Raw genomic sequence first — 13,091 nt, forward strand, 5'->3', positions numbered from 1 at the left:
GGCCAGCTCGATGTATCGGCGCCGGCCAGACCGACGCGCCCCAGGGGATGCCGGGTCGGGGGGAGACAGGAACGACAGGGCCCACGCCGCCCCTACAACAACTTCCCAGGATTCATCAACTGATCCGGATCCAGCGCCCGCTTGATCAGCAGCATCAAATCCATCTCCACCGTCGACTTGTAGCGGCGCAGCTCATCCCGCCGCAACTGCCCCACGCCGTGTTCGGCGCTGATGCTGCCCCCACGCTGCGCCACCAGGTCGTGCACCCGGCGGTTCAACGCCGCGGTCAACCGCCCATACTCCGCCGCCGCCACGTCCAGCGGCAACAGCACGTTGTAGTGCAAATTCCCATCCCCGACATGCCCGAAGTTCACGATAGGCAGCCCGGCAAAATCCTCCGCCAGCGCCGCATCCGCTTCTTCGATAAACGCGGCCAGCCGCGAAATCGGCAAGGCGATATCGTGCTTGACCGCCTTCCCCGCCCGCACCTGTGCCTGCGAAATGCCCTCGCGCAGGCGCCACAGCGCCTGGCTCTGCGTCTCGCTCGCGGCGATCACGGCATCGTCCGCCAGGCCCGCCTCCATGGCCTGCGCCAGCCCCTGCTCCAGCAACTCCGTCAGCGCCTCCGGCGCCGTATCGGAAAGCTCGACCAGCGCGTAATAGCGGTGGCGGCCGTCCAGCGGCTGCACGGCCCCGCTGACATGGGCCTGGACCAAATCCAGGCAATGGGCCGACATCATCTCGAACGCCGTAAGCCGTTCCCCGCACAGCGCCTGCATATGCGACAGCAGCCCCACCACGGCCCCCGGCGTATCCACGCCCACCCAGGCCGTCACCCGCCCCCGCGCAAGCGCGTACAGCTTCAGCACCGCGCCCGTGATCACGCCCAGCGTACCTTCGGACCCGATGAACAGGCCCCGCAGGTCGTAGCCCGTATTGTCCTTGCGCAACCCGCGCAGGCCGCTCCACACGCGGCCATCCGGCAACACCACCTCCAGCCCCAGCGCCAGCTCCCGGGTATTGCCGTAGCGCAGCACCGCCGTCCCGCCCGCATTGGTGGCCAGGTTGCCGCCTATCGTGCAACTGCCCTCGGCGCCCAGGCTGAGGGGAAAGAAGCGCCCGGCCTCGCGCGCCGCACGCTGCACGTCCGCCAGCAGCACGCCGGCGTCCACCGTGATCGTATTGTTGACCGCGTCCACCTCGCGGATGCGCCTCATCCGGTTCAGGCTCAGGATCACCTGGGCGCCGCTGTCGTCCGGCGCGGCGCCGCCGCTCATGCCCGTGTTTCCGCCCTGCGGCACGACCGGTGTGCCCGTCTGGCGGCATAGCCGCATGACGGCGGAGACCTCGGTGGTATTGCGCGGGCGCACCACGACCGGCGTACGGCCACGCCATTTGCGCAGCCAGTCCTCGACATAGGGCGCCTGCTCCGCCTCGCCCAGCACCAGGCCGGCGTCGCCCACCACATGGCCCAACCGCCGTATCAGTTCTGTGTCCATGCCGGGCTCAGGACGCCGGCGCGGCGAGCAGGACGCGGCCCATCGCCATCGTCACCGCGGCCTGCGTGGGCTCCACCACGGGCAGGCCCACTTCCGCGGCCAGCCATTCACGATAGTCCGCCATCCCCGCGCAGCCCAGCACCAGCACGTCGGCCTGGTGCGTGTCGCGCAGGCGCCGGCCCACGTCCGCCAGCCGCTCGCGGGTCCGCGCGGCGTCGCCCAGTTCCACCACGCCCAGTTCCAGCGGCAATTCGGCCGCGATACGGTCTTGCACCCCCATGGCGCCGAACAGCCGGCCATGCCGCGGAATCGACTGGCGCAGGATGGCGATCACGCCGATCCGCTGCCCCAGCGTCATGGCGGTAAGAATGCCGCACTCGCTGATACCCAGAACCGGCTTGGGAGTAGCCTCGCGCACCGCGTGCAGGCCGGGATCGCTGAAGCACGCGATGACGTAGCCGGCGGCCGCGGCGCCATGCTCGCGATCGAGTTCGCGCACCCGCCGTACCAGCGGCAATGTCACGCTTTCCACATCGAGCTGCGTCTGGATGCCGGGCGGCCCTTCACGCAAAGTCAGGCAGGCGATACGCGGCCCGCCCGCCACGCGCAGGCGCTGCAGGCCGGCGTCGAACGCATCCGTGACAGCCTGCGTGCTATTCGGATTGATGACGAACAGAGTCCTTTCCATGGGCTTTCCTTGCGATATGCGGCGAGTCTAGCAGCGCCCCGCGCCCGACCGGCAATGTCATTTTGTCGGGCGCGCTTAACATGGTGTTATGGCGCGGCAAGGCCTGCGGGTGTTATGTTCACCGCGCTGCCGCCGTCGCGCCCCGCCACGCGGCCACGCCACCGAGCCCCACGCCAAGCTACCCGCCATGTTGCTCAATCTCAGGCAAATCGAAGTGTTCCGCGCCGTCATGACCACCGGTTCGATCAGCGGCGCGGCCAAGCTTCTTTTCGTGTCGCAGCCGGCCGTCAGCCGCCTGCTCGCGCATACCGAACAGCGGCTGGGCTTCAGCCTGTTCGAACGCATCAAGGGCCGCCTGTACCCGACGCCGGAAGCGCGGCAACTGTTTCGCGAGGTGGAGCACGTCTACGCCGGCGTGCGGCGCGTGGGCGAGCTGGCGGGCGAACTCGCCGAGCGACGCAGCGGCATCCTGCACGTCGTGTCCAGTCCCAGCATCGGGCATATGTTGATTCCGCTGGCCATCACCGCCTTCCGCGCCGCGCACGAAGACGTGAAGGTCACCTTCCAGGCCCTGGCGTTCCGGCCGCTGACCCAGATGCTGCTGGACAACCGCGCGGAGCTGGGCGTGGTGATCCTGCCCGCCCAGCATCCCAACCTGATCGCCCAGCCGATCGGCGAAGCGCGCCTGGTCTGCATCTGCCCCTATAACCATCCGCTGGCGCATCGAGCCATGCTCACCATAGAAGACCTGCTGCCCTACCCGCTGATCTCCTACGGCGCGGATACGCCCTTCGGGTCCCTGGTCGAACAGATGTACCAGGAAGCCGGCCAGCCGCGCCGCGTCGCGGTGGAAGTCAGTTCCCCGCAGAATGCCTGCTCCCTGGTCCAGGCCGGCGCGGGCATCGCCATCGTCGACCAGTTCTCCGTGCGCAGCCGCACCTCGGGGGAATTCGTGGTGCGTCCCATCGCCCAGTCCAAGGTGCTCACCGCCAGCCTGCTGCAATCGCGGTTCGAACCCTTGTCGCAACTGGCGCAGGCCTTCGTCGATACCCTGCGCGCCACCATGCGCGAACAGGGCTTCGAACTGGCATCCGGGCAAACCCGCAGCGCCGGGCAAGCGCTGGAATCCGGGCAAACCCCAGCTTAACGGCGTGTTATAGGCAGCCAATAAAAAAGCAAGTGGAGTTCTGCGGGAAGGCCTTTAGGATGGTCATCGGTGTCCGGCGCTGAACGCCGGCCAGATGCATCCGACGGAGACACGATGACCCCGCCCACCGACGCCCATGGCGTATACACCATCTGCCCCACGCCCTTCGACGACGCGCTGCAGGTCGATACGGACAGCATACGCAGCCTGGTCGACTTCCTGCTGGAAACCGGCGTCAAGGGTCTCGCCGTACTGGGTTTCCTGGGCGAGCTGCACAAGCTGTCGAACGCGGAACGCCGCCTGGTCCTGCGGACCTTCGTGCAACAGGCCGATGGCCGCGTACCGGTGTGGGTCGGGGTACGGGGCCTGGGCATCGCCAGCGCCATCGAGCAGGCCCGCGAAGCGCAGGACCTGGGCGCCGCCGCCGTATTCGCTGCCCCGCTGGACAACGCGACCGACGCGCTGCTGTTCGACTACTACAAGGCCGTGGCCGATGCGGTGGACATCCCGGTCGTCATTCACGATTTCCCCGACTCCTTCGGCACGGAGATCCGTCCGGAGGTCGTCGCGCGCCTGGCCCGCGAAGGCGGCGTGCATGCGGTCAAGATGGAAGAGCCGCCGGTAGGCCAGAAGATCACCCGTATCCGCGAGTTGTGCGGCGACGCGCGCATGGAGATCTTCGGCGGACTGGGCGGCGTCTACTTCCTGGAGGAACTGCAACGCGGCGCGGTCGGCACGATGACCGGCTTCGCCTTCCCGGAAATCCTGGTCGCCATCTACGAGCGCCATGCCGCGGGCGACGAGGCCGGCGCGGCGGCCATCTTCGACCGCTATTGCCCGCTGATCCGCTATGAGTTCCAGCCGAAGATCGGCCTGGCGCTGCGCAAATACGTTTATCAGCGGCGCGGCGCCATCCGCAGCCATGCCCTGCGTTCGCCCGGCATGCGCATCGATCCCGTCACGGCGGCGGAACTGGAAGCCACCGTACGCCGCGTAGGCCTGGCGCTCGACGCCTCCGGCGCACAGCGCGTCGCGTGAACGCGACCCGCCAAGGAAGGGAGGCACTGTGCACAGCGATACCGAATTCGACCTGACGATACGCAATGGCCGCATCAGCACGGCCAGCGACACTTTCCATGCCGACATCGGCGTGCGCGACGGCATCATCGCCGCTGTCGGGCGCGGCCTGCCGGCGGGCCGCCGCGACATCGACGCGCAAGGGCGCTGGGTATTGCCCGGCGGCATCGACAGCCACTGCCACGTGGAGCAGCTATCCGGCATGGGCGTGATGTGCGCCGACGACTTCTACAGCGCCACGGTATCGGCGGCCTTTGGCGGGACCACCACCATCATTCCCTTCGCCGCCCAGCACCGCGGCAACGCCCTGCCGGAGGTGGTCGCGGACTACCACCGGCGCGCTGCCGAGAAGGCCGTCATCGACTATGGCTTCCACCTGATCCTGTCCGACCCCACCGAACAGGCGCTCCAGCACGACTTGCCGGCCATCATCCGCGACGGCATCACGTCCTTCAAGGTCTTCATGACCTATGACCGCATGAAGCTCGACGACTACCAGCTGCTGGACGTGCTGGACGTGGCCGACCGCGAAGGCGCGCTGGTCATGGTGCATGCCGAAAACAACGACATGATCCGCTGGATTGCTCGCCGCCTGGTCGAACGGGGCCTGACGGCGCCGAAGTACCATGCCGTCGCGCACACGCCGCTGGCCGAAAGCGAGGCCACGCATCGCGCCGTGGCGCTGGCCCGCCTGATGGACGTGCCGCTGCTGATCGTGCACGTCGCCGGACTGGAAGCGGTGCGGGTGGTCCATTCCTCGCAGGCGCTGGGCCTGCCTATCCTGGCGGAGAGTTGCCCGCAATACCTTTTCCTGACCGCGGACGACCTGGACCTGCCCGGCGTCGAAGGCGCCAAGTACTGCTGCAGCCCGCCCCCGCGCGATGCGGCCTCGCAGGCGGCGGTATGGGCCGGCCTGCTGGACGGCACCCTGCAGATGTATTCCTCCGACCACGCGCCCTATCGCTTCGACGCCAGCGGCAAGCTGCCCAAGGGCGACCAGACCACCTTCAAGGACATGGCCAACGGCGTGCCGGGGCTGGAGCTGCGCATGCCGCTGCTGTTCTCGGAAGGCGTGCTGACAGGGCGCATGAGCATCGAGCGCTTTGTCGCCGTGACCGCCACCAATCATGCCCGCACCTATGGCCTGTACCCGCGCAAGGGAACCATCGCGGTGGGCACGGACGCCGACCTGGCCATCTGGAATCCCGATCGCGAGGTCCACGTGACGGCATCGATGCTCCACGATCAAGTGGGCTACACGCCCTACGAAAGCCGCACGCTGCGCGGCTGGCCCGAGACGGTGATCAGCCGCGGACGCGTCGCCGTGGACGAGGGACTGTTGCATGTGGAGCGCGGCAGCGGCCGCTTCCTCAAGCGCGGCACCCCCGAGCCCGTGCTGCGCCAGCGCCTGAACGGCAACCCCGACGCAATCCTGCGTACCCACCTCCGCCCTCGCTAAGGAGCGCCCCATGTCCCGTCCGCCCCTTCCGCACCGTTCGCTCCGCTCCCGACGCCTCGTCCTGTCGGCCGGACTGGCCGCCACCCTGGTCGCCATGGCCTGCGCCGGCACGGCCGGCGCCGCGCAGCCCCTGGTCACCGGGGTGGACGCGACCTTCGCGCCGCATGCCATGCCCAAGCTGGGCGGCGGCTTGCAGGGCTTCAATATCGACCTGGGCGAAGCGCTGGCCAAGCAGTTGGGAACGACGATCAAGATCGAGGGCACGGAGTACGCCGCGCTGATCCCGGGCTTGAACGCCAGGAAGTACGACTTCGTGCTGGCGCCGACCACGGCCACGCCCGAGCGCGCCAAATCGCTGCTGTTCTCCGAGGGCTACCTGAATACCGACTACACCTTCCTGATCGCGAAGAACAAGCCGGACATCACCGGGCTGCAGGACCTGAAGGGCAAGACCCTGGCGGTGAACAAGGGCTCCGCCTACGAAAACTGGGCGCGCGACAACGCCGCGCAATACGGTTTCAAGTACGACGTCTACGCCAGCAACGCCGATGCCGTGCAGGCGGTGCAGTCCGGCCGCGCCGACGCCAACCTGGCGGGCAACACCGTCAGCGCCTGGGCCGCGAAGCAGAACCCGGCCGTCAAGACCAGCTACACCCTCCGCACCGGACTGGTGTGGGCGCTGGCCTTCCGGCTCGACGACAAGGCCGGCCGCGACCGCGTATCCACCGCCCTGAAGTGCCTGAAGCAGAACGGCACCGTATCGGCCCTGGCGCAGAAGTGGTTCGGCTTCACGCCCGCGCCCGGCTCGGCCGCCGCCACGGTGGGCGCAGGCCAAGGCGTGCCCGAACTGGACGGCTACGACGCGACGCCGGTCAAGCTGCAGTGCTGACATGGAGCGCCCCATCCTGCAAATTGTCGGCCTGCACAAATCGTACGGGCCCAACGCCGTCCTGAAAGGCATCGACCTGGAGGTGCGACGCGGCGAACTGGTCTTCATGATCGGGCCGTCCGGCTCGGGCAAGAGCAGCCTGCTGCGCTGCTGCAACCGGCTGGAGACCGCCAGCGCCGGGCAGATCCTGGTCGATGGCGAAGACATCACGGCCCCCGGCGCCAACCTGAACCGCATCCGCCAGAACATCGGCATGGTCTTCCAGCACTTCAACCTCTATCGCCACATGACCGTGCTGGGCAACGTGACGCTGGCGTTGCGCAAGGTGCAGAAGCTCGCGCGCACGGAAGCCGACCGTCGGGGCCAGCAGGCGCTCGACCGTGTGGGCCTGGCCGACAAGGCAGCCGCGTATCCGGACCAGCTGTCCGGCGGCCAGCAGCAGCGCGTCGGTATCGCGCGCGCCTTGGCCCTGAATCCCAAGGTCGTCCTGTTCGACGAACCGACCAGCGCGCTGGACCCGGAACTGGTCGGCGGCGTGCTGGACGTGATGCGCGAGCTCAGGCGCGACGGCATGACCATGGTGGTGGTCAGCCACGAGATGGGGTTCGCCCGCGCCGCCGCCGACCGCGTGGTCTTCATGGACGCCGGCGTCATCGTGGAACAGGGCACGCCGGCCCAGGTGTTCGGCGCGCCGGCGCAACCGCGCACGCGCACCTTCCTGGCGCGCATGAGCGAGCATGCGGCCTGAACGCCAAGACGGAACACTGCCATGGACCTGAAAGCGCTGGGCTTTTCCTTCTTCAATGCCGAGGTCGCCTGGCGTTACCTGCCCGACATCCTGGCCGGCATGTGGGTCACCGTGCAGTTGGGCGTGGCCGTCGCGGCCAGCGGGCTGGCGCTGGGCCTGGCGCTGGCGGTATTGCGGGCCCTGCACCTGCGGCCCGTGAACTTCCTCATCGTCTGTTTCGCCGACGTCCTGCGCGCCCTGCCGCCCCTCGTGGTCATCATGGTGCTGTTCTTCGCGTTTCCCTATGTGGACCTGTCGATGTCGGCGTTCACCGCGACCTGGCTGTCCCTGACCCTGGTGCTGGCCGCATTCGCCGAGGAAATATTCTGGGCCGGCATCCTGTCCGTACCGCGCGGCCAGGCCGAAGCGGCGCGCGCCACGGGACTCACCTGGCTGCAATCCATGGGACATGTCGTCATGCCGCAGGCGGTGCGCCTGACGGTGGCGCCGCTGACCAACCGCGTCATCGCCATCACCAAAAGCACGGCGCTGGGATCCGTGGTGGGCCTGAGCGAGGTCCTGAACAATGCCCAGTCCGCCAGCAGCAACGCGGGCAACGCCACGCCGCTCACCCTGGGGGCCCTCGCCTGCCTGGCGATTTTCATTCCGGTGGTGTTGCTCGGGCGGTGGACCGAGACCCGCTTCAGGTGGAAGAACTAGGCCATGGACCAGCTGCTGCAGAACTTCTTCAATCTCGATATCTATGTCAGCGTCGCTCCCTACCTGCTGCAGGGACTGGGCCGCACGCTGCTGCTGTCCGCGCTCGTGATCCCCGTGGGCCTGGCCTCCGGCCTGGTGATCGGCGTGCTGTCCATCACGCTGAAACAGCGCTGGAGCCGCTTCCTGCTGGCCGTCTACATCGATTTCTTCCGTGCCCTGCCGCCCCTGGTGCTGCTGATTTTCATCTACTTCGGCGCGCCTTTCCTGGGCCTGGACCTGCCCAAGCTGCTGGCGGTGGCCATCGGCTTCATGCTGAATAACTCGTCCTATTACGGCGAGGTCTTCCGCGCCGGCCTGGAAAGCGTGCCGCGCGGACAGGTCGAAGCCGCGCGCTCCACCGGCCTGAGCGCGGCGCAGACCCTTTGGTATGTACAGATCCCGCAAGCCGCGCGCAACGTCATGCCGGACCTGATCAGCAACACGCTGGAGGTCGTCAAGCTGACCACCCTGGCCAGCGCGGTGGCCTTGCCGGAGCTGCTGCGCGTCGCGCGCGACGCGCAGTCGCTGGTCTACAACCCTTCGCCGATCGTGCTGGCCGCGTTGTTCTATCTGGCGCTGCTATGGCCGGTGGTGCGCCTGCTCAGCCGACTGGAGCACCGGCACATCGCGTCGCGCTGAGCAGGCACGAAGCCGGCGCCCGCACCGCGCCAAGCAACAGTGCACCGGACGAACGCCATAAGCAGGCACCGCACAACGCGCCTATGCCGGGGCACGGTGCGAGAACAGCGCCGCGCCCGGCGCGGGGAGCTCCGCTTCCAGGATCGTTCCGCTGGCCGACTCCGTCATCACCAGGCGCGAGGTGCCCGGACGATACGCGATGTTCGTGACCGTCCCGCCCATGGGGCTGCGGATGAAATGCGTCACGTCGCCATTGGCTTCCACCAGGAAGGCGCCGCCCAGGCTGGCATGCGCCACCACCAGCCGATTGTCCGCGTCCATCGCCAAGCCATCCGGGCCGCTCGCACCGAAGAAGGTCCGGAACGCCCCGACCTTGGACAGCGAACCATCCGGCAACAGCGGCCCGCGCCATACCGAATTGGCGCGCGTCACGGCGGTGTAGAGGAAGGCCTCGTCCTTGTCCAGGACGAGGCCGTTGGGGCTGGGCACGTTGTCGAGCAGGCGGTCCAGCCTGCCGGACGGCGCGAGGCGGTAGACGCGGCCGCTGGGATCGTGCAGGCCCGTCTGCCCCTGGTCGGTGAAGTACAGATTGCCGGCCGCATCGAAGGTCAGGTCGTTCGGGCCCTTGAAGCCCTCCGAATTGCGGTGCCCCAGCGGGGCGTCCAGCGTACCGCTACGGGGATCCAGCCGCAGGATGCCGCGGCGGTAATCCGCGATCCACAACGAGCCGTCGGCATGGATGGCGATGCCATTGGGCCAGCCGTCGTACTCGGCGACCAGCTCCCAGTTCAGCGCCGCATCGATGCGGAAGATGCGCCCATAGGGGATGTCGGTGACATACAGATTACCCGCACGATCGAACGCCGGCCCTTCCAGGAAGCTGTCGATGCGATGGCCCGGCTTGTTGGCCGAGGACCAGGGATTCTCGCGGGCGTTGCGCAGGCTTTCTGGCAGGCGCGTCAGTTCGCGCGCCTCGATAACGACCGGCGGGGTGAAGCGCATATTCCACATATCGGCTCCTCGGCCGGTTCCAGTTCAAGCCGCCAGGCGGCGTTCGACATCGCGGTCCAGGACCAGGCCCCAGCCCGGGCCCTCCGGCAGGCGCATGCGACCGTCGGCGATGGCGGGGCGGTTCGCCACCAGCGCGTGGTACAGCGGGTCGCGGTCGGGCTGCATCACCTCGACGCCCACGCCGTTGGGCGCGGACCCGGCCAGCATGCCGCCGACCTGCGGCTCCAGGTGCGACAGCACGCCGACGCCATAGGTATGCGCCACGGCAGCCACCTTGCGCCACGCCGTCGGCCCGCCTCCCCAGCTGGGATCGTAGTTGCAGACATCGATGGCGCCCGCGGCCATCAGCTCGCGGCAGCCGGCGGCGCTGATCTCGCTCTGCCCCGCGCAGATGGGTATGGGCACGGTGCGGCGCAGGCGCGCCAGGTCCTGGCGGTCGTTGGACCAGTGGCAAGGCTCTTCCAGCCAATGGATGTCCAGCGGTTCCACCAGCCGCGCGAAGGCCAGGGCCTGCTCGTAGGTCCAGCCCTGGTTGGGATCGGGCATCAGCTTGAACCCGGGCCCGGCGCCGTCGCGTGCGGCGCGCACGCGCGCGGCGTCGTCCTGCGGCGACAAGGCGCCCACCTTGATCTTGCAGCCGGCAAAGCCCTGTTCGCGCAGGGCGGCCATTTCCCGCGCCACCGATCCCAGGTCGTCCTCGCTGCGATAGTAGGCGCCCATGGCGTAGGCGGGCACCTCGTCGCGATAACCGCCCCACAGGCGGTGCAGCGGCACACCCAGCGCCTTGCCGACCGCGTCCCACAGCGCCGCGTCCACGCAGGCAATGGCGCGGATGGCCAGGCGGCGATCGCGCAGGATATCGCGCGTGGCCGGCTGCATGGCCTGCCAGCAATCCTCCACCAGCATGGCGTCGCGGCCCACCAGCACCGGCGCCAGTTCTTCGCGTATCAGCCGCAGGATCTCCGCCTGGCCGGCATCTTCGTTATTGCCGAAGCACTCGCCGATTACGCCATCGGCGGTATACACGCGCGTGAGGACGGTGCAGCGGTGCGTAATAAGGGCGGTGGCCGCCTTCAAGGGCCGCGGCAGCGGCATGCGCAGCGCTATGGCCTCGATCCGTTCGATCCGCATGGCATTCTCCCGGGCTAGGGTTGTTTGGCCTGGTCTGGCACCGGACGCGGGGCCACGCCGTCGTACAGCGGAATGTATTGCCGGGGAATGGGTCCCTTGTTGCGGCCTCCCTGGCGCGTCTGCTCCCAGGCGTGCGCCAGGATGCCGACCGAGCGCGACAGGCAGAACAACCCGCGCGCCAGCGGCGCGGGAAAGCCCAGCTCCGCGTAGATCACCGCGGTGGCCCCGTCGATGTTCATGGGTATGGCCTTGCCCTTGCGGGCGGCCAGCGCGGCCTCGATCGCACGCGCGATATCGGCGTACTGGCCGCTCACCTCGCCGGCACGTGCGGCATCGTCCACCAGCGCCAGCAGGCGCGGCGCGCGCGGGTCCAGATGATGAAAGCGGTGGCCGAACCCGGACACGAACTTGCCGTGATGCTCGACATAGTGGTCCAGCGCCGCGGCCACGGCGGCGTCGCGCGTCGCGCCGTCGCGCATGCGCGCGGCCACATCCTCATACAAGCCCACCGCCTGCTCGCCCGCCCCGCCATGCACGTCGCCCAGCACATTGACGGCCGAAGCCATGGCGTTGTTCAGGCCCACGCCGCAGGTCGCCGCCATGCGGGCGATGGCGATGCTCGGCGCCTGCGGGCCATGGTCCACCGCGGCCATCAGGGCGGCATCGAGCAGCCTGCCCTGCCCCGGCGTGGGCAGTTCGCCGCGCAACATCAGCCAGGCCATCTGCGCGAAGCCGACATTGCCGATCAGGTCCTCGATGGCGTACCCGTGATAGCGGATCACGCCCGGACTCATATCGGTGATTTCGGTGCGCCACCACTGGCGGCTTTCCCAGCCGGCGTCCTGCTCGTCGCTTTGGTTCATATCGCGCCTTGCTCCTTCAATGTGCGGATCTCGTCGGCGCCGTAGCCCAGCTGCGCCAACAGTTCATCGTTGTGCTGGCCCAGCACGGGCGGCGGATCATCGACCGCGGGCGCCTGGCCGTCCAGCTTGAAACCGGTGCGCACCAGCCGCACGTCGCGCCCGACGCCGGGCACCTCGGGAAAGGTCGCCACCATGCCCCGCTCGCTGACCTGCGGATGCGCCAGGGCCTGCTCGACGCTGTACACGGGACCGGAGGGCACCCCGGCCTGCGTCAGCAGTGGCCACCATTCCTGGGCCGGCCGCGCGGCCAGCGCCGATTCCAGTTCCGCCTTCAAGGCGTAGCGGTTGCGCAGCCGCGCCTGCCGCTCGGCGTAGTCGGCATGCGCGATCAGGTCGTCCCGCCCCACCACGCGGCACAGCGCTTCGAACTGCTCCTGCTTGTTGGCCGCAATATTGAGCAGGCCGTCTCCCGTACGGAAGGTGCCCGACGGGCTTGCCGTGATGTTCTCGTTGCCCATGGGGCCCGGCGCCCGGCCCGCCACGAGGTAGTTGGACACCGCCCAGCCCATGGTCGCCATGGTTGCTTCCAGCATCGAGACATCGATGAAACGGGCCTGCGTCCGCGGCTTTTCCGCCAGGGCCGCGGCCACGGCGAAGGCGGCGGTCATGCCGCCTATCGTGTCGGCGATGGGATACCCGACCCGGTAAGGCGCGGTCTGCGCATCGCCGGTGATGCTCATTACGCCGGACATGCCCTGGATGATCTGGTCGTAGGCCGGATAGTCCTTCAGCGGCCCGTCCTGCCCGAAGCCGGAGATCGCGCAGTACACCAGGTCCGGGCGCTGCGCGCGCAGCACCTCGAAGCCCAGGCCCAGCCGCTGCATGACGCCGGGCCGGAAATTCTCCACCACGACATCGGCGCCGCGCACCAGCTTCAGGAAGACCTCCTTGCCGGCGGCGTGCTTCAGGTTCACCGAAATCGAGCGCTTGCCGGCATTCTGCGCCAGGAAGGACACGCCCATGCCGGCCTGGTTCAGCGCCGGATCGGCGCCAAGCTGGCGCGCAAGATCGCCGCTGCCGGGCGTTTCCACCTTGATAACGTCGGCGCCCATGTGGGCGAGTTGATGACAGCAAAAGGGTCCGGCCAGGACATTGGTCAAGTCCAGCACGCGGACGCCCGCCAGGGGTTTGGACATGAAGTG

13 protein-coding genes are annotated in these 13,091 nt (G+C 68.4%); 7 read left to right on the forward strand and 6 right to left on the reverse strand.

Annotation, left to right across the window (positions count from 1 at the left end; genetic code table 11):
• Positions 1-92 precede the first annotated feature (92 nt).
• Positions 93-1,499, reverse strand: a complete 1,407-nt coding sequence (locus tag BAU07_RS22215; protein WP_066662599.1) for an FAD-binding oxidoreductase — start codon at positions 1,497-1,499, stop codon at positions 93-95.
• Positions 1,500-1,506: 7 nt separating this feature from the next.
• Positions 1,507-2,187, reverse strand: coding sequence for an aspartate/glutamate racemase family protein (locus BAU07_RS22220; RefSeq protein WP_066662601.1), 681 nt, complete (start codon positions 2,185-2,187; stop codon positions 1,507-1,509).
• A gap of 187 nt (positions 2,188-2,374) precedes the next feature.
• Here BAU07_RS22220 and BAU07_RS22225 point away from each other — a divergent pair, with 187 nt between their 5' ends.
• The 7 genes from BAU07_RS22225 to BAU07_RS22255 all read left to right on the forward strand — a co-directional run bounded on the left by BAU07_RS22225 (position 2,375) and on the right by BAU07_RS22255 (position 8,884).
• Positions 2,375-3,334, forward strand: coding sequence for a LysR substrate-binding domain-containing protein (locus BAU07_RS22225; RefSeq protein WP_066662603.1), 960 nt, complete (start codon positions 2,375-2,377; stop codon positions 3,332-3,334).
• Positions 3,335-3,448: 114 nt separating this feature from the next.
• Positions 3,449-4,372 carry a dihydrodipicolinate synthase family protein gene (locus tag BAU07_RS22230; protein ID WP_066662605.1) on the forward strand — a complete coding sequence of 308 codons (924 nt, stop codon included), beginning with the start codon at positions 3,449-3,451 and terminating at the stop codon, positions 4,370-4,372.
• A 28-nt stretch (positions 4,373-4,400) separates the two neighbouring features.
• Positions 4,401-5,870, forward strand: a complete 1,470-nt coding sequence (gene hydA, locus BAU07_RS22235; protein ID WP_066662607.1) for a dihydropyrimidinase — start codon at positions 4,401-4,403, stop codon at positions 5,868-5,870.
• A gap of 10 nt (positions 5,871-5,880) precedes the next feature.
• Complete coding sequence (locus BAU07_RS22240) at positions 5,881-6,759, forward strand: transporter substrate-binding domain-containing protein (protein WP_066662609.1); 879 nt, start codon at positions 5,881-5,883, stop codon at positions 6,757-6,759.
• A 1-nt stretch (position 6,760) separates the two neighbouring features.
• On the forward strand, positions 6,761-7,507 hold the full coding sequence (locus BAU07_RS22245; RefSeq protein WP_066662612.1) for an amino acid ABC transporter ATP-binding protein: 747 nt from the start codon (positions 6,761-6,763) through the stop codon (positions 7,505-7,507).
• Positions 7,508-7,528: 21 nt separating this feature from the next.
• Positions 7,529-8,206: an amino acid ABC transporter permease gene (locus BAU07_RS22250; RefSeq protein WP_232338183.1), complete on the forward strand. Its 678-nt coding sequence runs from the start codon at positions 7,529-7,531 to the stop codon at positions 8,204-8,206.
• A 3-nt stretch (positions 8,207-8,209) separates the two neighbouring features.
• Positions 8,210-8,884 (forward strand): amino acid ABC transporter permease, encoded by a 675-nt coding sequence (locus BAU07_RS22255; protein ID WP_066662615.1) that lies wholly within the window; start codon positions 8,210-8,212, stop codon positions 8,882-8,884.
• Between the two features lie 81 nt (positions 8,885-8,965).
• Here the strand turns inward: BAU07_RS22255 and BAU07_RS22260 are convergent, their stop codons facing one another.
• The 4 genes from BAU07_RS22260 to BAU07_RS22275 are packed head-to-tail and all read right to left on the reverse strand — an operon-like array spanning position 8,966 to position 13,085.
• Complete coding sequence (locus BAU07_RS22260; protein WP_066662618.1) at positions 8,966-9,895, reverse strand: SMP-30/gluconolactonase/LRE family protein; 930 nt, start codon at positions 9,893-9,895, stop codon at positions 8,966-8,968.
• Positions 9,896-9,919: 24 nt separating this feature from the next.
• Positions 9,920-11,026, reverse strand: coding sequence for a mandelate racemase/muconate lactonizing enzyme family protein (locus tag BAU07_RS22265; RefSeq protein ID WP_066662621.1), 1,107 nt, complete (start codon positions 11,024-11,026; stop codon positions 9,920-9,922).
• A 14-nt stretch (positions 11,027-11,040) separates the two neighbouring features.
• Complete coding sequence (locus BAU07_RS22270) at positions 11,041-11,889, reverse strand: citryl-CoA lyase (RefSeq protein ID WP_066662624.1); 849 nt, start codon at positions 11,887-11,889, stop codon at positions 11,041-11,043.
• A complete protein-coding gene (locus BAU07_RS22275; protein WP_066662626.1) occupies positions 11,886-13,085 on the reverse strand; it encodes a CaiB/BaiF CoA transferase family protein in 1,200 nt (399 codons plus the stop codon). The genes BAU07_RS22270 and BAU07_RS22275 overlap by 4 nt, the downstream gene beginning before the upstream one ends.
• Between the last annotated feature and the right edge of the window lie 6 nt (positions 13,086-13,091).

Source organism: Bordetella flabilis, assembly GCF_001676725.1.
Classification (GTDB): domain Bacteria; phylum Pseudomonadota; class Gammaproteobacteria; order Burkholderiales; family Burkholderiaceae_B; genus Bordetella_C; species Bordetella_C flabilis.